General features: G+C 68.7%; 24 protein-coding genes. 13 read left to right on the top strand and 11 right to left on the bottom strand.

Annotation, left to right across the window (positions count from 1 at the left end; all coding sequences use genetic code 11):
* Positions 1-84: 84 nt before the first annotated feature.
* On the top strand, positions 85-1140 hold the full coding sequence (locus E3328_RS19415) for a Gfo/Idh/MocA family protein (RefSeq protein ID WP_135366285.1): 1056 nt from the start codon (positions 85-87) through the stop codon (positions 1138-1140).
* 27 nt (positions 1141-1167) lie between these two features.
* Here the strand turns inward: E3328_RS19415 and E3328_RS19420 are convergent, their stop codons facing one another.
* Together E3328_RS19420 and E3328_RS19425 are read right to left on the bottom strand one after the other, a co-directional pair.
* Complete coding sequence (locus E3328_RS19420; protein ID WP_135366286.1) at positions 1168-2289, bottom strand: pyridoxal phosphate-dependent aminotransferase; 1122 nt, start codon at positions 2287-2289, stop codon at positions 1168-1170.
* 88 nt (positions 2290-2377) lie between these two features.
* The gene (locus tag E3328_RS19425) at positions 2378-2872 is read right to left on the bottom strand and encodes a P-loop nucleotide/nucleoside kinase family protein (protein ID WP_135366287.1); all 495 of its coding nucleotides are present in this window, start codon (positions 2870-2872) and stop codon (positions 2378-2380) included.
* Between the two features lie 121 nt (positions 2873-2993).
* On the opposite strand from E3328_RS19425, the gene E3328_RS19430 reads away from it, so the two are divergent.
* The 6 genes from E3328_RS19430 to E3328_RS19455 all read left to right on the top strand — a co-directional run bounded on the left by E3328_RS19430 (position 2994) and on the right by E3328_RS19455 (position 6446).
* The gene (locus E3328_RS19430; protein ID WP_135366288.1) at positions 2994-3365 is read left to right on the top strand and encodes an Hsp20/alpha crystallin family protein; all 372 of its coding nucleotides are present in this window, start codon (positions 2994-2996) and stop codon (positions 3363-3365) included.
* A 99-nt stretch (positions 3366-3464) separates the two neighbouring features.
* Positions 3465-4454: a winged helix-turn-helix domain-containing protein gene (locus E3328_RS19435; protein ID WP_135366289.1), complete on the top strand. Its 990-nt coding sequence runs from the start codon at positions 3465-3467 to the stop codon at positions 4452-4454.
* A gap of 43 nt (positions 4455-4497) precedes the next feature.
* Positions 4498-5016: a CinA family protein gene (locus E3328_RS19440; RefSeq protein ID WP_135366290.1), complete on the top strand. Its 519-nt coding sequence runs from the start codon at positions 4498-4500 to the stop codon at positions 5014-5016.
* Between the two features lie 113 nt (positions 5017-5129).
* Complete coding sequence (locus E3328_RS19445) at positions 5130-5609, top strand: metal-dependent hydrolase (RefSeq protein ID WP_135366291.1); 480 nt, start codon at positions 5130-5132, stop codon at positions 5607-5609.
* Between the two features lie 330 nt (positions 5610-5939).
* Positions 5940-6131 carry a hypothetical protein gene (locus tag E3328_RS19450; RefSeq protein ID WP_135366292.1) on the top strand — a complete coding sequence of 64 codons (192 nt, stop codon included), beginning with the start codon at positions 5940-5942 and terminating at the stop codon, positions 6129-6131.
* A gap of 9 nt (positions 6132-6140) precedes the next feature.
* Entirely contained in the window at positions 6141-6446 is a 306-nt protein-coding gene (locus E3328_RS19455; RefSeq protein WP_135366293.1) for a DUF7565 family protein, read from the top strand.
* Positions 6447-6522: 76 nt separating this feature from the next.
* Here the strand turns inward: E3328_RS19455 and E3328_RS19460 are convergent, their stop codons facing one another.
* Genes E3328_RS19460 through E3328_RS19470 form a run of 3 tightly spaced genes read right to left on the bottom strand, consistent with a single transcriptional unit; the run spans position 6523 to position 8944 of the window.
* Positions 6523-7104 carry a hypothetical protein gene (locus E3328_RS19460; RefSeq protein WP_135366294.1) on the bottom strand — a complete coding sequence of 194 codons (582 nt, stop codon included), beginning with the start codon at positions 7102-7104 and terminating at the stop codon, positions 6523-6525.
* Positions 7101-7982 (bottom strand): ABC transporter permease subunit, encoded by an 882-nt coding sequence (locus tag E3328_RS19465; protein ID WP_135366295.1) that lies wholly within the window; start codon positions 7980-7982, stop codon positions 7101-7103. The genes E3328_RS19460 and E3328_RS19465 overlap by 4 nt, the downstream gene beginning before the upstream one ends.
* Positions 7979-8944, bottom strand: coding sequence for an ABC transporter ATP-binding protein (locus tag E3328_RS19470; protein ID WP_135366296.1), 966 nt, complete (start codon positions 8942-8944; stop codon positions 7979-7981). The genes E3328_RS19465 and E3328_RS19470 overlap by 4 nt, the downstream gene beginning before the upstream one ends.
* Before the next feature lie 121 nt (positions 8945-9065).
* On the opposite strand from E3328_RS19470, the gene E3328_RS19475 reads away from it, so the two are divergent.
* Positions 9066-10298, top strand: a complete 1233-nt coding sequence (locus E3328_RS19475) for a hypothetical protein (protein ID WP_135366297.1) — start codon at positions 9066-9068, stop codon at positions 10296-10298.
* A gap of 256 nt (positions 10299-10554) precedes the next feature.
* On the opposite strand, the gene E3328_RS19480 is transcribed toward E3328_RS19475, so the two are convergent.
* From E3328_RS19480 to E3328_RS19490, 3 genes are all read right to left on the bottom strand, one after another.
* Positions 10555-12213 carry a hypothetical protein gene (locus E3328_RS19480; protein WP_135366298.1) on the bottom strand — a complete coding sequence of 553 codons (1659 nt, stop codon included), beginning with the start codon at positions 12211-12213 and terminating at the stop codon, positions 10555-10557.
* Between the two features lie 177 nt (positions 12214-12390).
* Complete coding sequence (locus E3328_RS19485) at positions 12391-13983, bottom strand: glycosyltransferase family 39 protein (protein WP_135366299.1); 1593 nt, start codon at positions 13981-13983, stop codon at positions 12391-12393.
* A complete protein-coding gene (locus E3328_RS19490; RefSeq protein ID WP_135366300.1) occupies positions 13980-15392 on the bottom strand; it encodes an arylsulfotransferase family protein in 1413 nt (470 codons plus the stop codon). Before E3328_RS19490 ends, E3328_RS19485 begins: the two co-directional genes overlap by 4 nt.
* Positions 15393-15591: 199 nt before the next feature.
* Here E3328_RS19490 and E3328_RS19495 point away from each other — a divergent pair, with 199 nt between their 5' ends.
* Both E3328_RS19495 and E3328_RS19500 read left to right on the top strand, forming a co-directional pair.
* Complete coding sequence (locus E3328_RS19495; RefSeq protein WP_135366301.1) at positions 15592-17457, top strand: ABC transporter substrate-binding protein; 1866 nt, start codon at positions 15592-15594, stop codon at positions 17455-17457.
* Positions 17457-18338: a phosphatase PAP2 family protein gene (locus tag E3328_RS19500; protein WP_135366302.1), complete on the top strand. Its 882-nt coding sequence runs from the start codon at positions 17457-17459 to the stop codon at positions 18336-18338. The genes E3328_RS19495 and E3328_RS19500 overlap by 1 nt, the downstream gene beginning before the upstream one ends.
* A gap of 153 nt (positions 18339-18491) precedes the next feature.
* Here E3328_RS19500 and E3328_RS19505 read toward each other — a convergent pair whose 3' ends face one another.
* Together E3328_RS19505 and E3328_RS19510 are read right to left on the bottom strand one after the other, a co-directional pair.
* The gene (locus E3328_RS19505; RefSeq protein ID WP_135366303.1) at positions 18492-18929 is read right to left on the bottom strand and encodes a transcription elongation factor Spt5; all 438 of its coding nucleotides are present in this window, start codon (positions 18927-18929) and stop codon (positions 18492-18494) included.
* Position 18930: 1 nt separating this feature from the next.
* The gene (locus tag E3328_RS19510; RefSeq protein ID WP_135366304.1) at positions 18931-19104 is read right to left on the bottom strand and encodes a protein translocase SEC61 complex subunit gamma; all 174 of its coding nucleotides are present in this window, start codon (positions 19102-19104) and stop codon (positions 18931-18933) included.
* 541 nt (positions 19105-19645) lie between these two features.
* Between E3328_RS19510 and E3328_RS19515 the strand changes: the two genes are divergently transcribed.
* Positions 19646-21202, top strand: coding sequence for a polysaccharide deacetylase family protein (locus E3328_RS19515; protein WP_135366305.1), 1557 nt, complete (start codon positions 19646-19648; stop codon positions 21200-21202).
* Between the two features lie 203 nt (positions 21203-21405).
* Positions 21406-22410: a tyrosine-type recombinase/integrase gene (locus E3328_RS19520; RefSeq protein ID WP_135366306.1), complete on the top strand. Its 1005-nt coding sequence runs from the start codon at positions 21406-21408 to the stop codon at positions 22408-22410.
* 150 nt (positions 22411-22560) lie between these two features.
* Here the strand turns inward: E3328_RS19520 and E3328_RS19525 are convergent, their stop codons facing one another.
* On the bottom strand, positions 22561-22767 hold the full coding sequence (locus E3328_RS19525) for a hypothetical protein (RefSeq protein ID WP_135366307.1): 207 nt from the start codon (positions 22765-22767) through the stop codon (positions 22561-22563).
* 394 nt (positions 22768-23161) lie between these two features.
* Between E3328_RS19525 and E3328_RS19530 the strand changes: the two genes are divergently transcribed.
* Positions 23162-24424, top strand: a complete 1263-nt coding sequence (locus E3328_RS19530) for a THUMP domain-containing protein (RefSeq protein WP_135366308.1) — start codon at positions 23162-23164, stop codon at positions 24422-24424.
* Positions 24425-24426 lie beyond the last annotated feature (2 nt).

Here is a 24426-nt window from a genome sequence, read left to right on the forward strand (position 1 = left end):
CCCGCGACCGGACGGCGCCGGTCCGGGAGATCCCCGGACCCGCCGACCCGCGCCTTTTTCCCGCCGTTCGTCGTCGGTCCGGCAATGACTACCCACCGAATCGCCGTCGCCGGCGTCGGGAACGCCGCCGGCACCCACATGCGCGCCTACGAACAGCTGGACGACGCCGCCGTCGTCGCCTGCGCCGGCCGCGAGGAGTCCCGGGTCCGGTCGTTCGCCGACGAGCACGGCTGCGACCCGTTCCTCGACGTGCCCGGGATGCTCGACGCCGTCGAACCCGACGTGCTCGACATCTGCACGCCCAGCGGCGCGCACCTCGACCCGGCGCTGGCGGCCGCCGACCGCGGCGTCGACGTGTTCTGCGAGAAGCCTCTGGAGATCACGACCGAACGGATCGACCGGATGATCGACGCGGCCGACGAGGCGGGGATCCGACTCGGCGGCGTCTTCCAGCGGCGGTACAAGCCGGTCGTCCGGACGGTCCGCGAGGCCGTCGCCGAGGGGCGGTTCGGGCCGCTCGCCGTCGCCTCCGCCGCGCTCCCCTGGTGGCGCGACGACGGCTACTACGACGGCACCTGGCAGGCCGAGCCCGACGTTGCGGGCGGCGGGGCGGTCATGAACCAGGCCATCCACAGCGTCGACGCCGTCCAGTGGATCGTCGGCGCCGGCATGGACCTGGCTCCCGACGCGAATCCTGTCGCCGAGGTGTCGGCGTTCACCGGCGTCCGCGGTCACGACGCAGGTCTCGACGTGGAGGACACGGCCGTCGCGACCCTGCGCTACCGCGACGGGACGCTCGGGCAACTGCTGGCGACGACGGCCACCTACCCCGGCGGGGAGATCCGCTACGAACTCGGCGGCCGCGACGGCTCCGCCGAGGTCCGCGGCGAGGAACTCGCGGCCTGGCAGTTCCGCGAGGAGCGCGAGGCGGACGCGGCGGTCCGCGAGCGCTTCTCGGGCCCCGACGCCGGCGCCGACGAACCCAGCCCCCTGGAACTCCCCAACGTCCGCGAGTTCCTCGACGCCCGCGCGAGCGGCGACCCGTTCATGCTCGACGGCTCCGAGGCGCGGAAGGCCGTCGCCATCGTCGAGGGGGTCTACGAGTCCGCCGAGCGGGGCGAACCCGTCGCGGTGGAGTGACCGGGTGCGACCGTCGCGGTGGAGCGCTCAGCCGAGGTAGTCGGCCAGCCGCTCGGCCGCCTCGTCGACCCGCGGCGTTACGAGGGCGAACCGGATCCACTCGGCGCGGGACTCGCCGAACGCCTCGCCGGGCATCCCGGCGACGCCCGCCTCGTCGATCAGTCGCTCGACGTTTTCCATCGTCCCCGGGAACCCGTCGAAGCGGGCCATCACGTAGAAGGAGCCGCCCGGCGTCGTGTACTCTGCGCCGGCCCGGTCGAGCGCCTCGGTGAACCGGTCGATGCGCTCGCGGAGCCGCTCGCGGTTGCGCTCGTAGTACTCGGGCGGCGTCTCCCGCAGCGCCCGCAGCACCGCCGCCTGGGCCGGCCGGCTGCCGGTCACGTTCTGGATCATGTGCCGCGTCCGCGCCCGGTCCACCATGTCGCCGAGCGGGCCGTCCTCCGGCGGGAAGACGGCGTAGCCGACCCGCAGGCCTGTGATCGCCAGCGTCTTCGAGAAGGAGTTGGTGGCGACCACGTGGTCGGACCCGGTCGCGAGCGCGCTCTCGAACGCGCCGGTGAAGTCGTAGTGGTCGTACACCTCGTCGGCGACGAGGACGGCGTCGTACTCCTCGGCGATCCCCACGATTGCCTCGACAGTCTCCGGCGGGTAGACCGCACCCGTGGGGTTGTTCGGGGAGTTGACGACGATGGCGGCCGTCTCGTCGCTCGCGGCCGCGCGCACGTCCGCGGGGTCGAGCTGGCCCGTCTCGTCGGCGGGGACGTACGTCGCCTCGGCGTCCAGCAGGTTCGCCCGGCCGGCGTAATAGGGGTAGACCGGGTCGGTCATGGCCAGTTCCGACCCGCTCCCCTCCCGCTCCAGCGCGCCCGTCGTCGCGAGGTGGTTGGCCTCGCCGGCGCCGTTGGTGACGAGCACGCGCGAGCGGTCGACGCCGCGGCGCTCGGCTATCTCGGTCCGCAGCTCCGCGAGGCCGACGCTCGGCGGGTACTGGAACTCGCTCACGTCGCCGTCGGCGTAGTCGCGCAGCCCCTCGCGGAGCGCCCCGGGGGGCTCCCAGTCGGGGTTGCCGCTCACCATGTCCACCACGTCGCGGTCGGCGCGGGCCGCGTACTGCATCACCCGGAAGAACTGCGGCGTCTCGTAGTCCATCGATTACCGGCCGTTGGCCGCCCGCGACGTAAACCCTGGCGCTCGGCGAGGCCGGCGGGCCGGCCCCGTGGCCCGGCCGCCAGCCCCCTCAGAACAGCTCCGCGACCCGCCGGTGGGTCGCGGCGAGGGCGCCGGAGTTGTCGACGGTGGCGTGGTCGCGTTCGAGCGGTTCGAACCGCTCGCGGGCGTTCTCGTAGACGGACACGTCGGCGTCGCTGGGGTCGTCCTCGCGCTCGCGGATCCGCCGGCGGGCCACCCCGCTGTCGCAGACCACCCGGACGAACCGCAGGTCCGCGCCGACCTCGTCGGCGAGTTCGGCCGCGTCGTCGCGGTGGGTCCGGCGCTCGAAGGTCGCGTCGAGGACGACCGACTCGCCGTCGGCCAGGGCCTCGCGGGCCCGCTCCAGCATCGCCCGGTAGACGCGGTCACGCTCGGCGCGGCTGTAGGTCGGGTCGTCGACGACCTCCCGACGGACGGCGTCGCTGCGGATCCGCTCGGCGCCGAGGCGGTCGGCGACCGCCCGCGCGACCGTCGACTTCCCCACCCCCGGCAGCCCGCACTGGACGACGAGTCGCGGCGTCATCTACCCCCATCTCGAACCCCCCGCCTCATCAACGTGGGTGTCCCGCCGTCGCCGTGTTTCCCCTTCCGACAGATTTTTATAGAACCGCGAACAACGATCTACCGAGCCGAGGTGAGAAGCCATGGCTCTCCCGGATCGACCAGTCAGTTCGTGGTTCCAGGGTATGGACCTGCCGAACAGGCTGTTCGAGACCGGCGGTAACGACTACGAGCTCTACGAGGAGGACGAGGAGTTCGTACTGAGCGTCGAGCTGCCGGGGTTCGACCCCGAGGAGATCGACGTGACGTGGCACGAGGGCGTACTCAACGTCGCCGCCGAGCACGACGACGAGACGCGCGGCACGCGCCGGACCTACCACCGGCGGTTCCGCTTCCCGAAGGGCGTCGACGACGAGGAGATCGCCGCCGAGTACCGCAACGGCATCCTCGAAGTGCGCCTGCCCATCTACGAGGGCGCCACCGCTCGCGGCACGCAGATCGAGGTCCAGACCTGACGACGGTCGAAAGACTGTCAGGCTTCCGCACGCGACCGTCGTCGGTACCGTCGCTCGCGCGACGCGAGTTTTTTCCTGCCCCGCCCGGTAGCGGCGGGTATGTCCGACGACTCGCGGACGCTCTCGCCGGACGAGGCCTTCGAGGTCCTCGGGAACGAGACGCGGGTCGCCATCCTCAGCGCGCTGGGCGGCGCCGACGAACCGGTGTCGTTCTCGGCGCTGCGCGACCGCGTCGGGATGGCCGACTCCGGCCGGTTCAACTACCACCTCGACCGGCTGACCGGCCACTTCGTCCGCAACCGGGAGGCCGGGTACGAGCTCCGCAGAGCCGGCGAACGCGTCGTCGAGGCGGTCCTCTCGGGGGCGGTCACCGCGGCGCCGGTCCTCGAACGGACCGAGATCGACCACCCCTGTCACTTCTGCGGCGCGCCGGTCGCCGTCCGCTTCCGCGAGGAGCGCGTCGAGGTGTTCTGCACCGAGTGTCCGGGCACCTACAGCCGGACGAGTTCGCCCGATGACTCCGCTGACGCGGGCAAGGCGGCGGCCGACGGCTATCTCGGCTACCACCCGCTCCCGCCGGCCGGCGTCGCCGGGCGCGACCCGGCGGCGGTGTTCCGCGCGGCCTGGACCTGGGGCCACCTCGAACTGTTCGCCGCCGCCGCGGGCGTCTGTCCCCGCTGTTCGGCCGCGCTCGACCGTCGCCGCCGCGTCTGCGAGTCCCACGACGCCGACGCTCGTGATGCGGATGCTCGCGACGCCGACGGCGGCCTCTGTGACGCCTGCGGCCGCCGCTACGCCGTCGCCGTCGACCTGGACTGCTCGAACTGCATCTACGAGGAGAGCGGCGCGGCCGTCGTCGGGCTGGCGGACTCGCCCGCCCTCCTCGCCTTTCTCCTCGACCACGGCCTGAACCCGCTGGCCCCGACCGACGAGACGCTCCCCGCGCTGTCGGCCGCGTACAACGACTTCGAGGAGTCGGTCCGGTCGACCGACCCCTTCGAGGCGCGGTTCACCTTCGCCGTCGACGGCGACGAACTCGCGCTCACCGTCGACGACGACCTGCGGGTCGTCGACGCCGAGCGCCGGTGAGCGGGTCCCCTGCGTTTTTCCGGCGGCCGCCCGTCCGGTCGGTATGCGCGAGTTCGCCGACGACCCGCCGGTCGAGGAGCGGGTCGGCGACCTGCTGGGGGAGCGCGCCGAAACCGTCGCCGTCGCCGAGACCGCGACCGGGGGACTCGTCGGGGCGCTGCTGACGAGCGTCCCCGGCGCGAGCGACTACCTCGACCGCGTCGTCGTCCCCTACGACTACGACGCGCTCCGGACCGTCCTGGCGGTCCCCCGCGAGACGCTCGACGAACACGGCGCCGTCAGCGAGCCGGTCACCCGCGCCCTCGCCCGCGCGGCCCGCGACACCGCCGACGCGACCTGGGGGGTCGCCACCGCCGGCGTCGCCGGCCCCGGCGGCGGCACCGAGGAGAAACCGGTCGGCACCGGCTTCGTCGGCGTCGCCCACGCCGCCCCCTGGGAGTCGGGGGACTCGACCGCCAGCGTCTCCCGCTACGCGTTCGACGGCGACCGCGGCGCCGTCCGCGAGCGGCTCGCCCGCCGCGCGCTCCGGGACCTGGAGACCGCGGTCAGCTCGCACGACTGACGCCGCTCCCGGTATCGCGAGCCCCGCGGGGCTCGCCGCTGGGTGATCACCGACGGGGTTCGCCGGTCGCCGAAGGGCAACACTTGTGACCCGCGGGTCCATCGCATCGCTCCATGGACAAGCGCGGACACGTGTTGAACGCGGTCTTTCTCGCCGTGGGCCTGGGGTTCATCCTCGAACCCGCGGGCGACGTGGCGACGTTCCGGACCATCGCCGCGGTGTTCGTCCCGCTGGTGCTCGGGGCCCTGTTCCCCGACGTGGACACCCACTTCGGGAAACACCGCAAGACGCTGCACAACCTTCCGATCCTCGGGATCGTCGCCGCCTATCCGATCTACTTCGGGAACCTTCACTGGGTGTGGCTCGGCGTGCTCACCCACTACGTCCTCGACGCGCTCGGGACGACCCGCGGGATCGCCCTCTTCTACCCCCTCTGGGACGAGGAGTTCGGCGCCCCCATCGGCGTCCCCGTCAGCAGCGACTACGCCGACGCCATGATGCTCGCCGTCACCGCCTTCGAACTCGTCGTCGCCGCCGGCCTCGTCCACGTCCTCCCCGCCTACCTCCCCGAGGGCGTCACCCTCCCGTTCTGAACCGATTTCGCCCCCCGTTCTCCCGGTGTGATCGAAGTGAACGGTGCTGTGCAGTGCGGTCGGCGCGTGCTGTCGAGCGTGCCCGCCGCCTGGCGGGCCGCTCGAAATAGCCGCGCGAGGTATTCGTGAACTGTGTGAACGAAGGCTCGTCGGAGCGTGCTCCGACGGTGGATGAGCGACGCCAGGAGCGAATCGGCTGGGGAGGTTCGTGGCCGTCTGCGGTGTGGTGCCGTGCTGTGCTGTCCTGGCGGACTGAACGGGCGAGGCGCGCTCGCGCCGACAGTCGCCTGAGCGACCCCTATCCGCGCGGGCGGTGCGGAGAGCGCGGATATGTCGCTCAGCGACCGCGAGCGGGCCGAGGGCTTTCAGCGCATGTTGTCCGGTGCTGTCGATCCAATTCAGAGCGAGCGGGCCGAGGGCTTTCAGCGCCTGCTGTCGAGTGCGGTCACGATAACTAGCAGACGTGATCAGGAAGTCACGCGAGGGGGGAGGGGGAACGTTTTTACAGAGCGGCGGGCATGACTCGGGTATATGGCCTCCTGGGAGTGTGCGATCGACGGCGACGACGAGCAGTTCGACCGGGTCGAGGACCTGATCGTCCACCAGTCGACGGCACACGAGCGCATCGAGTGCAAGGTCTGCGGGACCGTCCTCCCGGACGGCTACTTCGCGATCCGCCACGCCTTCGACGAGCACAGCCGCGCCGAGTACGTCCGCGCCTACGACGCGACCGCCAAGGAGGTCCGGCGCCGCGAGAACGTCAAGGAGAACATCGAGGAGGAGGCCGACATCCGCGAGGTCATCGACCGCCTCGAAGGCGGCAACGGCGCTATCTGAGGGCGTCTTTTCAGCTATCGGTCCCCTGGCGGTAGCGTCGCGGATCCGCCACCGAAAGAACCGCACGAGAGCGACCCTACTTCGAGGAGAGCAGGTAGCCGCCGACGCCCATCGAGAGGACGGCGAGCAGCACCGAGGCGAGCCGGATCAGCTGCGGGGTCGCGCCCAGCGGCGGCTCGCTCGTGGCGGTCGCCATCGCGTCGTAGCGCTGGGTCGTCTCCGCGCGCCGTTGTTCCTCCTCGCTCGCGTTCTCTCCGGGCCGCGGACCGAAGTTCGGTTCGTCTGCCGGCGGGAGGTCGCCGCCGTCCTCGGGGCGCTCGATGACGACCGCCCGGACCGCGCTCACGTTGTCGTTCTCGAAGGCCTGTCGGCGCTCGGTCGCATTGAGGTAGCTGAACTCCGGCGCGCCCTCGCCGACGGGGACGCGGTACTCGCCGTCGTTCTCCAGGGTCGTCCGGTACAGCTCCTGGCCGCGCGCCGAGAGGTTCTCGTAGGCGATCACCTCGTGGCCTTCCTCGCGGAGCTCCTCGGGGGTGCCGGTCGCGTACGACCCCGTGTCGTGGACGAGCATCGCCTGGACCGGGAAGACGGCCGGGACCGTGAACAGGACGGCCGCCAGGACGACCAGCGCCGTGCCGACAGCGTTGCGTCGGTTCATTCCAGATCAGCCCTCTCGAACAGCAGATAGCCGACCAGCAGCGGTACCACCAGCCAGAACGCGAGCACGACCAGCGAGAACTGGTCCTGCAGGTAGACCGGGAGCGCGTCGTTGGCCCCGGCCGGCTCGAACCGCAGGTCCTCCGGCAGGCTCGACCGGAAGACGTTCTGGCGCATCTCCGTCGGCATCACGAGGTTGACGGCCTTGCGGTAGGCCAGGTAGGGGCTGGTGTACTGGACGGCGTTGTACAGGTCGGGGTTGGCGTCGGCGCCCAGCAGCGTCGTGTGGAGCCAGCGGGCGATGTCGCCGACCGACGCGACCGGGAAGACGTACAGGATGACGAGCACGAAGTACGTCCCGAACGCGCCCGCGATGGCGCGGCTCCGCGACGCGGCGGCCGACGACATCGCCAGCGCGATGCTGACGAACGTCGACCCGTAGACGAGCGTCACCAGTAGCGTCCCGAAGATCACCGCGGCCGGGAACGCGCCGTGACGGGCCAGCGCCGTGCTGACCGCCGCGACGTACATGAACGCGACGCCGCCGGCGACGATGCCGTTGCGGCTCAGCAGCTTCCCGACGAAGACGCTCCGGCGCGTGTTCGGCAACGAGAGCAGGAACTTGATCCCGCCGCCCTCGCGCTCGCCGGCGATGGCCAGGTAGCTCGCCACCAGCGCGACGATGGGGAGGAGGACGGCCAGCAGCATCGTCAACACCCGAAAGAGCGCACGCACCTGCTCGGCGTCCGGCCCGGGCGCGCCGCCCGAGACGTAGCCGACGAACGCCGCGATGAGTCCCAGCACGACCGCCGCCGCCCACAGCAGTTTCGACCGGCGCGCGGCCTTGAAGTCCTTCTTCGCGACCGTGACCGTGCTCATGCCGACGCCTCCCGGGAGTCGTCCAGTTCGACGCTCTCGCCGACGGTCCCGTCGGCGTCGCGGCCGCCGCCGGTGAACTGGTTGAACAGCTCCTCCAGCGAGGTGTTGTCCGCGAGGATGTCGACGACCTCGGCCCGCTCGTCGACCCGCCTGACCACGTCGACCTTCGCGCTCGGGTCCGAACACTCCGCGACGAGCGTCGTGTCGGTCACGTCGACCGCCGAGACGCCCGTGATGTCGCCGATGCCGTCGACCCGCGGCGGCTCCGCGCACTCCAGTTCGATGGTGGCCTGGCCGGTGGCGCTCTCGCGCAGCCCCTCGATGGAGTCGACGGCGACCAGCTCCCCCTCGTTCATCACGCCGACGCGGTCGCAGACCGCCTCGACCTCCGAGAGGATGTGGCTGGAGAAGAAGACGGTCGTCCCGTCGGCGGCGCGGTCGCGGATGACCGACCGCATGTGCTGGATGCCGTTCGGATCCAGCCCCGTCGAGGGCTCGTCGAGGATCAGCAGGTCGGGGTCGTCGGCCAGCGCCATGCCGAACGCGAGGCGCTGTTGCATCCCCTTGGAGTAGCCCGACGCGACGCGGTCGGCGTCGTCGGCGATCCCCACGAGATCGAGCAACTGCTCGGGGTCGTCGTCGGCGTCTTTGGTCTCGACGGCCCACTCCATGTACTCGCGGCCGGTGAGGTAGTCGTCGAAGCCGTACCCTTCCGGGAGGACGCCGATGCGCTCGCGGATGGCCGCACACTCGCGCTGGGCGTCCATGCCGAACACCTGCGCCGACCCCGCGGTCGGCCGGATGAAATCGAGCAGCATGTTGATCGTCGTCGACTTCCCCGCGCCGTTGGGCCCGAGAAAGCCGAATATCTCCCCCTCCTCGATGGTCAGATCGAGGGAGTCGACGGCGACCACGTCCTCGCCGAAGGTCTTCGTCAGTCCGTTCGTCTGGATGGAGGGCATCTGTCGTACTCGTCCCCCGGAACACGGGGCCGATGTAAGTGTCTTGTCGTTGGGGAGAGAGCCCCCGACGGCGGACCCGGACCACGCCCGAAGCTAAGTGCCTCGGCGCACAGGTCGGCGTATGCGACGGCGCTGGCCGGTCACCGCGGTCGCGCTCGCGACAGTGGCAGTCGCAGTGCTGCTCGCCGGACCGGTCGCCGGCGGCGGGTCGGACCCGGTCGCCGGCACCGCGACAGCGAGCCCGGCGGACTCGCTCGACCGCGACGCCGCGGCCCCGTTCGACCCCGGCGCCGCGGCCCCGTCGGCGGAGCGGCTGGTCTCGCCGGTGGAGGTCGAGGGGGCGGTCTGGCCGTACACGAGCAAGCGCCGGTCGGTCGCCGGCCGGACGCTGGCGCTGAACGTCGTCGTCCGCGGCGACGCCGACCGCGTCCGGCGGGCCTTCGAGGACCGCTCGGGCCGCAACTGGACGAGCGTCGACGGCGAGGGGAACGTGACCGAACCCGTCTGGGACGGGGGCGACGTTCCGGGGCCCGAGTGGGGACGGGCCCGCGGGAGCGCCCGCTACACCTACGTCGCGGCGGCCGACGGCCGTCGCGGCCAGTGGGTCGAGTCGACCTACCAGCTCGGCGTCGGCACCTACCTCGGTCAGCGGACCCACGTCCGGGCCTACCCCGCCCACGTCGGGAACTGGACGGCCCTGCAGGCCCACACGGAGTACTGGGACTGGTACCGGCTGCGCCACACCGTCACCGGCGTCGAGGCCGGCGCCGAGGTTGTCGAGCGCGACCTCCGCGACGAGCGGTTCGTCGACGGGCTCACTCGCGAGTACCACGGCCACGGCGGCGGCGGGAGCGACGGGTGGATCACCGTGGTCGAGTTCGCCCCCGCGGTCCTCGTCGGCGCGGCGCTCCCGGTCGCCGTCCGCCGGCGCCGGCTCCCGCTGGCCGAGACGCTGATCCCCGCCGCGCTCGCGGGGGCCGTCCTCGGCGTCCGGAGCGCCGGCGTCGCCGCGGAGCTGCTGTTCCCCGCGGTCGACCCGAACCTGATCGCCGCGGCCCTGTACCCCACCCTCGTCGCCGGCCCGCCGCTGGCCGTCCGCGCGCTCGGGCGCGACCGCGACCCCGACCGGGTCGCGCTGCTCTCCGCCGGCGGCCTCGGCGCCGGCTTCCTCCTCGACTTCGGGCTCGTCAGCGTCCAGGTCGTCCCGATCCGCCTCGTCGTCCACCGGCTCGCGCTGCTGGGGGCGATCGCCGTCTTCGCGTACGGCACGGCCCGCGGCGACCGCCGGACGGCCGCCATCGGAATCGTGACGTGGGTCCTCGGGCTCGCCGGGGCGGTGCTCGGCGTCTTCTGAACGAGCGGCCGGGACCCGACGAACTCTGTTTCCGACCGGGGCCTTTGAATATCAGCCGACCACTGAACCGGAGTTCTCGTCGCACTCCACGACGCCGTCTGTCGGTCCCGATATCCCGTCGTGAGACGGTCGTTCGGGTCATCTCTGCGGCGACTGCGGGCTGTGAACACGGTACCGTCGGTACCAGACGGGAGTGTCGGACCGATGCGGCGTCACACTACCGTTCGTCGCCCGATCGACCGCGCTGGTCCGGCACTCAGAGAGCGACCACCGCCGCGACGTACGCCGGGGCCAGGAGGAAGACGCCGACCTGTACGATTCTGAACTGCTTCTGATAGTCCCGCGGGAAATCGAGCGCTTCGATGGTGTTCTCCACTTCGAAGACTTCCCACTTGTCGCCGAGGTACTCGTACTGTGCGACAGTGACCGGTATCTTTCTGGTCTCCTCCTGTTTGCGGTACAGACCGCTCTTGCTGGGATTTCTGTCCGTGTCTCTGCTGACTCGCTTCCCGTCCGCGTCGGTCAGTAACTGCTTCGGGACGCTCTTGGTCCGGTAGGAGACGTCCGAATCCGGGGAGTACGACCGCTCGACGTACTCATACTGAACGAGTTTCCCGCTGCCCTGACACTGCCCGCAGGTGTGTTTCCCGCTGCCGGAACAGCTGTCGCAGGTGACCTTCCCGCGGCCAGCGCAGGTGCCACAGTCCACCTCGCCGTAACTGCAGTCCGGGCAGTTGTGACTCTCTTCGGTGTAACCGTCGCCGCCACAGCTGCTACACCAGACGCCCTGTTTGCTCTCGCCGCTCCCGCCACAGACACTACACTTGCGGGTCTCGATGATCCGCCCTTCCCCGCTGCACCGTCCGCAGGCCGCTTTTCCGTTCCCGTTGCAGGACCTGCAGGTCACGCGACCGCTCCCCGAGCAGGACCCACAGGTCAGCGTTCCCGACCCCCGACAGTCGCCGCACGTCTGCTCGGCGCGGGAATTGGGAACGAAGAACGTGTACGTCTTGCTCTCGAATCCGCTCGGCGCGACCTCGCTCCGGCTGTTGTAATCCGTCCGGTGTTTCCGCTTTTCGTCTCGGTAGGCCGGTTTCGGAACGGTCTTCTCATAGAGCGTCTCTTCGACCCAGAGCCCCCTGACGATGTCTCGGAACGGCTCGATCGTCCGCGTCCGATCGATCTCGCTCCCCGTCGCCAGATCGTCCGGCGTCATCCAGGACTGTTCCTGAAATGACTCCAGTATCGACTGCCCCTTCGAATCGCTGACCTCGGTCCCCTTACTGGCTCGCGTCCGGATGTGGGACTGCGATTCATCCTTCTCTCCCTCGCGCTTGGACTCCTGCTTGTACTCTTCGCACTTGACCGCGTACCCGTTGCCGGCCATCGAACCGAGGAGGAAGGGCAATCCCGCACGCAGCAGGTACTCCGGAGACCCGACCAGGCTAGCCGCACGGTACCGGAAGACCGCCTGTAGCAGACCCGCTGCGACGAGGACGTAAGCGACACCGATAGCGGTCGCGTACCCGGTCCGCCTGAGAAACGCTCGGTCGATCCCCTTCGCGTGATACAGGTATGTGACGACGCCCGCGCCCGTGACGAGCCCGAGTCCGAGCAACACCCCGTCCGCCGGGGCCGCCATGGTGGGCACCGCGTAACTCGCCACCACTCCGCCACCGAAGAGGACGAATCCGTACACCACCGCTGGAAACCAGAAGTCCGCCTGCAGCCCGGGGACCGCCGTCATCGGCGACTGATCGAACCACGTTTCACCCTCCTCGTTTCGGTGCCGCAGGTACAACAGCGGATACAACGTACTCATCGGTAGTAACAGAATCACGAGCCCGACGCGTCGCAACACGCCCGTCGGTGCCCCGTTTTCTCCACTCGCGACAGATGTGATCCGTTCGAACATTGCCCGACGAGACAAAGTGGTATTATCTGTCAAAACAGTTCCGCGGCTTTTCACTGAGTGATAACGCCGATCACGTGTTCGATTTCAGTCCGATCACGTGACTACCCGTGGTGGTTCGGTCCCTCACCACTGATTTCGGCCGTCGCGCGTCCTTCGGGGACCCAGACGCGTTCCGAACTAGCCGGACGGATCACCGTAACCGACCGCCCGGTAGACGACGACGCCGTCGGTTTCGTAGACGCGCGTCCAGCCGTCGGCGACCGCGAAGGAACGTTCGAGCGTGCCGAACTGGACGACGGTCTCCCCGCGGACGGTGTACCGGCCCTTGGGGACGAGGACGTACTCGGGGTCGGCGTCGACGGTCGCGGCGGCCGCCTCGACGCAGGCCGCGCTGTTGCACGTCGAGGCGTCCTCGAACGCCGTCAGTTGCCGGTCGTACGCGCCGGCGCTGGCCCACTCGACGCCCCACGGGCCGACGGCGATCGACCGCCCCGACAGCGCGGGGAACCACTCGGCTGCGTCGCCGAGCACGAGGAACCGGGCGTCCGCGGGCGTCTCGGCGGCCGCCCACTCGGCGGCCGCGACCGACTCGTCGTCGAGGAACGAGGGCGTGGTCCCGTCGGTCGTCGAGGTCGTCTCGGCGGCGAGATACGCGCCGCCGACCGCGCTCGCGAGGACGACGAGGGCCGCCGCGGCCCCAGCCCGCCGCCGCGGCGAGGAGAGCGCCGCGGGCCAGCCGCCGGCGGCGACCCGCTCGGCGGCGCCGACGCCGGCGACCGCGAGGGCCAGCGCGCCGACGGCGTAGGGGAACCGCAGCTGGAAAAAGAGCAGCGTCGCGGCGACGGTCCAGCCGGCGACGACGGCGTCGCGGCGGGCGGCGAGCGCCGCGGCGGCCGCCGCGAACGGGGCGAGCCGGTAGACCGAGGGACTCTCGACGAGCTGGTCGAGCCCGCCGCCGATCCCGCCGTGGGTCCCGGCCGCCGCGGTGAACACCCCGGGGCCGTGGGTCGTGACGACCCACGCGAGCCAGGGGCTCGCCAGCGCGAGCGCCCCCAGGCCGACGGCCAGTCCGCGCGCGAGCCCCCGGATCGACCGGTCGAGCCCGGCCCAGAACACGAGGTAGCTCGCGACGACGAACAGCGCGTAGGTCGGGTGCGTGAGGCCGGTCAGCGCGACCGCGACGGCACCCGCAGCGATCGCCCGCCGGCCGTCGCCGGTAAAGACGTGGTAGCCGGCGTAGACCGCGGTCAGGGCGTAGAGGAACGCGAACCCGCGGACGACGCCGCCCGCGGAGACGTGCCACTCCAGCACCTGCGGGTTCAGCGCTATCAGCGCCGCGGTCGCGGTCCCGGCCGCCCGCGAGCCGGTGTAGTCCCGCCCGAGCAGGTACGCCGGCACCAGCCCCGCGACGACGGCGACGGCGGGCAGGAACCGGGTGACCGTCAGGGGGCCGAGCCCGAGGTCGAGGGCGAGCGCGAACACGTAGAACTGCAGCGGCGGGTACGCGAAGGGGACGGGGAGGGCGTATCCCGGGACGGTCGCCGGCGGCGCGTACCCGTTCGCGGCGATCTCGGCGGCGATCTGTGCGTACAGCCCGCCGCCGTAGGCCGGGTAGGGGTTGGTCGCCAGGTAGACGACGACGGCGACGACGCCGGGGAGGACGGCCAGTCCGAGCCAGCGCGCGTCCCGCCCGTCCAGCGGCGCGGTGCGCCGCAGCCAGCGGACGGGCGCGAGCGCGATCGATCGGTCCCTGGCACCGCTCGCCGTCATTTCCGGTCGATCCGGAGGGGGTTACGGACCCCGACGGACACGTCCGACCAGCGGTACTCCAGGCGCGCCCAGAGCGGGACGGCGACGACGAGCGCGAGGATGGCGATCCCCTCGACGACGCCGACCCAGCGCGGGAAGACGTAGGCGATCCCGTTGGCGACCGACGGCGGCAGCGCCGCCATGACACGGCCCGACAGCGACAGGTTCCCCGGCTCCGGCTCGCGGCTCGGCAACTCGAGCGCGGCCGCGCTCTCGCCGTCGGCGCTCTCCTCGCCGGTCCCCAGCCGCTCGGCCTCGTAGGGGAACCCGATCGTGGCGGTCCAGACCACCTCGCCCGACCGATCCACCTCGAACACCCGGTCGCCGTTGGAGTCGGTGACCAGCGTGTGGCCGTTGGGCAGGCGGTCGGCGTCGCGGGGCCACTGCATCCGCGCGTCGCTCCAGGTCCACGACCGGTTCCAGGTCCCGTCCTCGCGCTGGTACTCGACGACGCGGCCGTTCTCCGAGTCGGCGACGAGCAGCGCGGGCCCGCCGTGCTCGGGCGGGATGTAGTCGGGGTTGTGCTGCTCGTAGAGGGTGTCGTGGTCGCCGTCGGACCCGAGCGTCCACTCCTCCAGCAGTCCCCGCTCGAAGTCGATGAACGCGACCTGGTCGTGGTTGCGGAGGCTGACCATCGCGGCGTCGCGGCCGTCGATCTCGACGTGTTCCACGTCGTTGAGGTGCGTCCAGTCCTCGGGGAACGGGCCGCCGCTGTCGACGTCGAAGGCGGCCTGAGCCGACCACTCCCAGGTGATCAGCTCGGTCGTCGTGTTGACGACGAAGACGCGGTCGCGGTCGATGTCGGCGACGAGCAGCCGCTCGTCGTCGATCCGGTCGACGTCGTGCCACCGGGTCGAGTGCTTGCCGGGCGTGACCCGGCTGTACACCTCGGTCGACTCGCCGGTGGTGAGGTTGACGCGCTCGACGCCGTTGCGCGTGCAGACCGAGCCGTCGCACTCGTCGGCGTCGAGGTGGTCGGCGTAGACGAACTCGACGGTCGATTCGGTCCCCGCGACGGGGTCGACGTCCCAGTAGCGGGTGTGGTCGTTCTCGTGGTAGTAGATCCCCCCGTCGCGGGCGAAGGCGACGAGTTCGGCCTGGGCGCGCGGGCCGTCGTTCTCGTCGCTGACGAAGGCGTTGGAGTCGGTCGCGACCACGGTGCGACCGTCGCGCGGTCCGACGACCGCCCCGCGGTCGCCCGAGCGCAGCGCCTGTTCGACCGACGGGTCGCCGGTCACCCGGTCGTTCGACCGCTCGGCCGCGACGTAGCCGACCGCGACCGTCGCCGTCGCGAGGACGACGACCGCGGCCAGCAGCAGGCGGAGGTTCCCTCGGCGTGACACGGTCGGTGAATCGGGTCCGCGGTACATAGGGTGATCGTTGCGCCGGTCGTCGCAGCCGGTCGGCGCCGCCCGCGTTCGACGGACGCCGCCCGCGCTCGCCGACGCGAAGGTAGTCGCGGTCGCCGGACGACGGTGATCGCGACCGCCGAACGGCGGCGGGTCCCGCGTTCGCCCGACGGCAGCCTTTCCCAACAGATAATGCCGTCGGTGCCGAACTGGCGGAGAGATGGGGGATCGACCGGACGCGCCGCCCTCGAACCGGCGGCGCAAGCTGCTGGGTTCGCTCGCGGCCGGGGCCACCCTCGGGACCGCCGGGTGTATGCGCCGGCTGCGCGCGGCCACCGGCTGGGAGTCGGTGTCGCCGGTGTCGGTCGGGATCAAGACGCTCCCGGCCGACGCGGACCCCTACGCCCTCCGGGTCGCCCAGTCGGTCGCCGGGTGGTTCCGGGCGGCCGGCCTCGAAGTGTCGGTCACGCCGGTCGCCCCCGAGGAGCTGTACCGCCAGGTGCTCATCCGGAACGACTTCGACGCGTTCGTCGGCCGGATCCCCGCCCGCCTCCGGGACGGCGACGGGCTCTACCCGCTGTTGCACTCGCGGTTCGGCTCCGAGCCGGGCTGGCAGAACCCGTTCGGCTACGCGAACCTCGACGTCGACGACCGGCTGGTCGAGCAGCGCACCGCGACCGGCGAGGCGCGACGCGAGGCGCTCGCGGCCGTCCAGCGCAGCGTCGCCCGCACCCAGCCGTTCTCGCTGGTCGCGTTTCCCGACGAGATCCGGGCCGTCCGCGACGGCCGCTTCGACGGGTGGCACGGGATCGACTTCGAGTCGCCGCTGGGCTACCTCTCGCTCGACGAGGGCTCCCGGGAGGCCTCGCGCGCGACCGCCACAGCGACCGCCACGGCGCCCTCCGACGACCCCGCGACGCTACGCGCCGTGATCACCGACCGGCGACCCACCGAGAACCTCAACCCGCTCGCCGCGGAGTTCCGGTGGACCGGCGTCCTCACCGGACTGCTGTACGACTCCCTGGGCTACGAGGCCGAGACCGGCGGGGTCGAGCCCTGGCTGGCCGACACCTGGGAGTTCGAGACGGTCGACGGCCGGCCGCGTGCGCGCGTCCGGCTCCGCGACGGGCTGACCTGGCACGACGGCGAGCCGCTGACGGCGGCCGACGTAGCGCTCACGTACGCCCTGCTCTCGGACGTGACGCTCGGGCGGACGACAGCGGGGACCGACACCGCGACCGAGGACGACGCGGCGGTGGCCGCCCCCCGGTTCCGCGGCCGGAGCAGCCTCGTCGCCGACGCTGAGGCGCTCGACTCGCGGACCGTCGAGATCCGGTTCACCGAGTGTACCGCCGGGGTCGCGGCGCGCGCGCTCACGGTCCCGGTGTTGCCCGACCACGTCTGGCGCGAGCGAGCGAGTCCGGCCTCCGTCGGCGGCGTCGACTTCGGCGCGACCTCCGAGGCGCTCGTGACCAACAACGTCCCGCCGGTCGGGAGCGGACCGTTCGCCTTCGAGCGGAACGTCCCCGGCGACCGCCTCGTGCTCGAACGCTTCGACGACCACTTCCTCGCGGCGGACCCGCCGGCGGATCTGCCCGCCGACGTGGACGGGCTCCCGCCGTTCGAACGGGTGGACGTGACCGTCGTCGGCACCGACGAGACGGCCGTCTCGATGGTCGCGAGCGGCGACGCGGACGTGACCGGGACCGCCGTCGGCGCCGGAACGATCCCGCGGATCGGCCGGTCGGAGGGGGTCGACCTGGTCGTCGGCCGGTCGCCCTCGCCGTACGTCGTCGGCTACAACGCCCGCCGGCCGCCGCTGACGAACCCGCGGTTCCGGAACACGCTCGGCCACCTGGTCGACCAGCGGGCGCTGGTCGACGACGTGTTCGACGGCTACGGCTGGCCCGCGGCGAGCCCTCTGGCCGGGACCGACCTGGTTCCTCCGGACCTCCGGTTCGAGGACGAACACCCGGTGACGCCCTTCTTCGGGTCGAACGGCGCGGTCGACGTCGACGCCGCGCGGGACGCGTTCCGCGAGGCGGGGTACGAGTACGACGACGGGGCCCTCGTGGAGCGTGACTGATGGGGCTGGCAACCGTCCTCGCGCAGGTCGCCGCCGGCGTCGTCGCCCTGCACCTGCTCGGACTGGTCGCGGTCGTCGGCCGCGACGGCCTGGCCGGCGCCCCCGGACGGGTGCGGGCGAACCTCCGCGCGGTCGCGCCGACGCTGGGGCTGCTCGTCGTCGTCCTCGCCGTCAACGGCGTCGTCCGCGACGTGGGCGTCGAGCTCTCCTGGCTCATCGGCGTCAACATCACCGGCGCGATCCACGCCCTGGAGGGCGGGTTCGTCGCCTGGGTCCAGTCGCTCGCGACGCCGCCGCTGACGACCTACTTCAGCGCCGTCTACGTCTTCGGCTACGCCTTCCTGCTGACCTTCCCCGTCGTCGCCTACCTCGCCTGCCGGAGCGACCGCCCCGTCCGGACGCTGCTCGTCGCCTACGCGGTCAACTACGCCCTCGGGCTCGTCTGTTACGTCCTGTTCGTCTCCTACGGCCCCCGGAACGTCACGCCGGAGGCGGTCGACTCGCTGCTGTACGCCCACTGGCCGCAGGCGCAACTGCTGACCGGCCGGGTCAACCGCAACACGAACGTCTTCCCGTCGCTGCACACCTCGCTGTCCGTGACGGTCGCGCTCGTCGCCTACCGCTACCGCGAGGTCTACCCCCGGTGGACGCCCGTCGCCGCCGCCCTCGCGGGGTCGATCGCCGTCTCGACGATGTACCTCGGCATCCACTGGGCGACCGACGTGGTCGCCGGCGCCGCCCTGGCGGCGGTCGCCGTCGCCGTCGGCCTCCGGGTCACCGCCCCCGCCGGAGAAAGCGCCGACCCCGTCGACGGGGCCGACCCCGCCGACGGGGCCACCGGCCGCTGGACCGACCGGGTCGCCGACTGGATCCGGGAGTGACGCCACGCCCCGCTCGGCGGGTCTCCCCGTCGCCGTCGCTCACCGTCACTCCGCTCGCTGCAGATTCCGTGAAGGGACGAGTCAAAAAGCCGCGACTCGCTCCGCTCGTCGCGGGGAACCGGCGGCGCGGCCGCCGGATGCCGGACCGCTAGCCTACCGCTCTTCCGAATCGAGGACCCGGATCTGGTCGCCGCGGACGGTGACGGGGATCGGGACCGTCGCCTCGTACAGTTCGACGGTGACCTGGTCTTTGCCCTCGTCGATGCGCTGGACCTGGGCCTTCTCGCCCTTGAACGGGCCGGCGATGAGCTCGACGATGTCCCCCTCGGCGATGCCCTCGACGTCGGGCTTGGGCGAGAGGAAGTGCTCGACCTCGCTGAGCCCGGACTCGCCGGGGACGACGCCGCGCATGTGAGGGATCTCGTCGGAGATGCGCTCGAAGACGGCGGAGTCGTCGGCCTCGACCATGACGTAGGAGGTCAGCGAGTCCGGCGCGAGCGCGGCGTGGATCTCCTCCTCCTCGCGGTTCATGATCATGTCCGCGACGGTGCGCTCCTGGCTGGCCGTGGTCTTGACGGCGAAGATACCCATCTCAGGGCCCCCCCGGCACGAAGTTCATGATCACGAAGATCAGGAAGCCGAGGATGCCGACGAGGATGATCCCGGCCCCGGCGATCTTCGCGACTTGCGAGAACTCGTCCCACGACGGCGTGCTGGCCAGCTTCAGCACGCGGACGTAGGAGCTCAGGTCGTAGGGAACGTTCATATCGGGCAGTTGCTCCCCCGGACTTTTCTATCTATCCATGTTCGGCGATCGGATCCCGCCGTCGCCCCGGGCGGCGGCTCGCGGACGAATCGGTCGGACCTCACGTCGATGGGCCGTGCGAGGACCTGCCGAGCGCGACCCGAATGGCGGTTATACGGTGCCTACTCCGTCGAATACGATTGATAACTAATTGTCGCCCCGTGGGATCGCCTCGGCAGGTGAACACCTTGCAACTGTCGCGACGCAACTTGATCAGGCTGGCGATCGGGGCCCCCGTCGGAACGGGACTCGGCGAACTGCGGTCGAACGGACGCGACCGGGGGTCCGCTGGGACCGGGTACGGTGCTGTCACGGCCGGTCGGCCGACGAGCGCGACCGGGGTCGGGACGCGGCCGGACGCGGACGCGGTCGGCGCGGTCCCGGGCACCGGCGAGACCACGGATACCGATGCCGGGTCCGCCGACACGGCGGGGAGCGATCGAACGAACGGTCGGTCGGGGTACGGCGCCGCGACCTACGGCAGTCCGACGGGGCGATAGCGATGGTCGAACGCACTCCCAATCACGACCTCCACCGGTACGAGCCGGGCGAGACCGACTGGACGCACTCGCCGGACATGGCGACGATCGAGGAGCGGCTGGTCGTCAGGGACGAGGAGGCGAACCTCGGCAACTACACGCCCCACGAGGCGGCCACGTTCGTTGCGACGGACACGGGCGCCGTGTACGACGGCGACGGCGACGCCTGGACTCCCGCGACGCGGGAGGCCGACCAGATCAACGCGAACCAGGTCCGCTCCACCGAGGGGTACGTCCACGGCTGCTCGCTCGACGAGCGGGCGGCCGGCCGCATCGCGAGCCCGGCGCCGCCGAGCAGGCCGATGGAGATGCCCCGCCACATCGCCACGTATCCGACCCGCGAGACGCCGGTCGTGATGATACACAGCGAGGGGAGCCACATCGCCGAGTACGAGGAGCTGTACCCGCGGATGAAGGAACGGGGCCTCCCCTGGATGATGGGCGCGACCCCGGCGCGCATCGAGAAAGACGACGCCGAGGGCCTCGTCAGCACCGACCAGCTCAAGGAGATGCTGCTTGACGGCTGCGAGGTCGGCCTCTACACCGGCAGCGGGACCGTCGACGAGGGCGGTCGGCTGACCGAGCCCGGGAACAACAGCGACGGCGTCGAGGAGATGTCGGACCTGCTGCGGATCGTCCGCGAGCAGAAGCGGGACCTCGAAGCCAAGGGGTTCCCCGTCACGCACCTCCAGCCCAGGCAGGGCCGGGGACTGAACATGGGCGAACTCGACGAGCCGCAGTTCTACGCCGTCCGGTCGCTGTTCGCCGCCTCGGGCCACGGCTGGGCGACCAACGGCGACGACTACGCCGCGACCGCGACGACCGCCAAGCACGGCCAGAGTTCGGCGCTGATCGAGCGACCCGACCAGCACACGGCCGCCGAGGCCAAGGCGATGATCGACCGGCTGACCGAGCGGCCGAAGGGTCGCCTGCGGCTGTTCTTCCACAGCCACAAGGTCGACGACTGGCCGCGCCTCGAGGAGATCTTCGACTACCTCGTCGAGAAACGGGAGGCGGGGGAGTTGCACGTCGCCTCCTCGACGGGGGGGCTGCTCATCCCGTGGACGCTCCCGGAGGGGGACATCGTCCAGGAGTCCTCGCCGAAGTTCGACGACTTCGCGGACAGCTTCTGGCTCCCGATGGGGAACGAACCCGTCGTCGACAACGCCCGCGCCGACCCCTTCTGGACGATCGGGTCGTCGACCGGCGACGAGGTCTTCGGCGGGCTGCGGACCCGCGACATCCAGCTGAACCCCCAGTTCACGACGATGATGGTCCAGTTCGACGCGCGCGTCCCCGACAGCGTCAGGGACGTGACCGTCCGCGCCGACTCCTTCGACGACTTCCCCCGCGCGGAGACGAGCTTCTCCGTCGGTCCGAACTGGGAGACGGTGTACTGCCCCGTCGGCGTCCCGCGCGCCGACACGGGCCGGGCCGATGTCAAGACCAAGTGGGAACTCGACATCTGGACGACCGCCGACGAGATGAACCTCAAGAACGTCCGTATCTACCCCTGCTGAGCGCGGTCGCGGCGATGCCGCGTTCGGCCCTCCGTCGGTCGGACACCGATCTCGGGAGCGCACGGAGACGGGAGTCCGCACCGTTCGACTCTCGGAGAACGAGCCCGCGGGGAACACGTGTAGATTCTACGCAACCGTGGATATTACTCGGGTATCTGAGACTGAGTCACTCCCCAGCTGTTAGAGGGTCCGTGAAAGTAACAATGGACCTAGAACCAATCAGCCCAGAACGGGCCGTAGAACTGTACCTTGACCATCGACGAAACGAAGTTGCGAACGCGACGCTACGATCCCACAGATCCCGGCTCAATCAATTCAGACAATGGTGTCGAGAGGAAGAAATAACGAATCTAAACGAACTCAGTGGACGCGACCTATACCAATATCGGACCTGGCGAAAAAACGAAGGTGACCTTTCGAAGGTCTCGCTGAAAACACAGCTGGTAACTCTTCGAGTCTTCGTGAAATGGCTGGAATCAATTGAAGCTGTGAAGGCGGATCTACATACGAAAATCCTGCTTCCGAGCCTCAGCACCGAAGAACAGGTTCGGAATCAGATGATAGAGTCCGACCGGGCCGAGGAAATTCTCACATTTCTCCGGAAATACGAGTACGCCTCGAACCGTCATCTGGTCATGGAGCTAGCCTATACAACAGCCATGCGGCGAGGCGCACTCCACTCCCTTGACGTAGCCGACTACTACCCAAAAGAGAGGTATATCGAAGTAACGCATAGCTCTGAGACCCCACTAAAGAATCAAGAGAAGGGAGAGCGCCATGTATCCCTGAATGAGCGCGTTTGCGAGCTGCTGGATGACTGGTTACAGGATAAACGTCCTGATGTAGTAGACGATCATGGACGTAAACCTCTCCTTGCATCTGAATACGGTCGACTTCATCCGAGTACCATCCAGCAGATAATCTATCGGATCACTCGCCCCTGTGAGTTCGCCGATTATTGTCCTCACGACCGTGATATCGGTTCCTGTGAAGCGACGGAGCGTCATGCTGCTTCGAAGTGTCCCTCAAGTATACCTCCTCACGGTATTCGTCGAGGGGCGATTACGAGTTGGCTTGCTGAAGATGTCCCAGAGAAGGTGGTGAGTGATAGAGCAAACGTTGGAACAGATGTGCTGGAGAAGCACTACGACCAACGCGATGAGCATCAGAAGATGGAACAGCGTAGAGAATATTCGGACAAATTCTAAATCACGGTCCTCCAGCAGATCTTTTGGTATCAGAGGGGTCTAACTTCTGAACGACAATCTGTATTGTAGGTTCATCAGGCTCGGGAAGTCCTCTTACCAGCTGAGCTTGCAACAATGGTACACCATTATAGTCGACAGTATTGAGGATTTTTAATTCTCTAATTTAACAGAATGCAAAGAGTCGAGTTCCTCCTCAGTCAGAGCCTGTATCCGCCTGGCACGAGCAGCCGCAATCGATCGCTCAATTTCTTCCGTCTCGCCGTAGCGGCCACGGATATCATCGGCATCGAGCACTCCTCTTCGAAGTGCCGCAAGCTCCTCACGCAAGGTCTCAAATTGGTCACCCTTATCTGCCATATTGCATCCATCTCCTTTAAGGAATAGAACTATTCATAAACAGTTTGAGGATTAGAGACTATTTACAGGATGGTTGCTTTCATTGTAGAGCGGATTGAATACGCTGGTAAGTAGACATACGAAGTTATGACTGTGAGCCATACCAGATACGGATACGTTCCTGGAGTCGTGCAAGATACAAGACGCCAACATACAGCAGTAGATCCTACTAAATAGCGTTGATGTTCAGCGCGACGTGCTGAATACATAGCGCGTATCGGTTAATCCTCAATCCCACTGCACCCTATTCACCCAAAAACTAACAATCAAGTGCCTCAATGACTCTCGGAAATGGGACGAGGGACAGGTGTGGCCTACATCCAATTCCTGTGTGTCTTTTTAAGGAGGTGGTGGTATGCGTGACCAGATACCTGTCCCCAGCTTACGGCTTCCGCGGATCTACAAGTACGTAAAACAAACGGCCAAGAACCGCGTTCAGACCTACCCAATCTGGCCAGCTAATTTGTTTCAACTCGAACTCGAAGGCGCGGGCGTCTATCAGGACTTTTCGGGTCCAGCCCTCCTCGAACTCGAAGAACGTGGTGAACTCGAAAAAATTACTTACGGCGGACTGCCGTACATGGCGTCGTCGGACACGGCCCGCCCCGATTCAGCTATCCTGGAACCGACAGGAGTGGTCTATGACTTTCTCACGGGAGAAGATGATGCCTCTGGTTATATTGCCGAACTCGCTCTCTATGTCGCCCTTTCCAAGATTGAGGGAGAACTCTCAGATGGAGTAATCGACGATATTGGACCGACTGGAAGCTACTATCGGCGTTTCCGGGGTCTCCCGAATCCTGTGGATGGTCTGCTCGAAATCAACGGTGAACTCTTTCCCATAGAAGTCTACAATGGGCTGGATTACATCAACGAATCTCATAGTAAATTAGATCAGGTTGCCAATTATTCCTCTGACGGTGACCCTGCTTTGAACCCGATTTTAGTAACCCGGCTTTCTGGTAAAAAGGCAAAGGACAGGGTCCGGAAACAGATGAACGGGACCATAATTGACACACGCCGCATCTTCGCGTGCGAACCGGTGCGCCCTAATCTGGAGGATGCGGTAAATGCATTAAATCTGCAAGGGCAGTTTGAGCTAATTCCGTGGCTCACGACGGAGGAGGGTCTCGGCTTAGAGGGGAGGCGGTATCACGAGCTGGCTGAGAATCGGGAGCATTTTGAAAAAATCGTTCCGAGCAGGGTGGCCGCTGCGGCAGAGGACCTCTCTAATGACTATATCGAACGGGTTCGAGGTGGCGTGTATCTCCTCTACGTCAACACTCTCTACCGCCAAGCGCCGGAACGACTCGGGCGTCAGGCGTCACTCATGCTCCAGTCATGTTTCCATAAACTCATGCGGAACCCCGGGGTGGACCGCGCCTCACTTCTCGATATAGGATGGGAGGATGCAAGAGAACGTTACAATCGCATTATGCCCGCAGATGACAGACGTCAGCGGGATGTTCAAGATAGAACGCGCTCGCTCCTTGAGAACCTCCGTGACAAAAACATCGTCTACAGAGATGGTGATAGCCTCTACGCACGGAAGGCGAAGCACCCCCACGCCTCACTCGATCCACCGACTGCACAGGGGGTAACCGAGAGAACTATCTGACC

Source organism: Halosimplex halophilum (assembly GCF_004698125.1).
Lineage (GTDB): Archaea > Halobacteriota > Halobacteria > Halobacteriales > Haloarculaceae > Halosimplex > Halosimplex halophilum.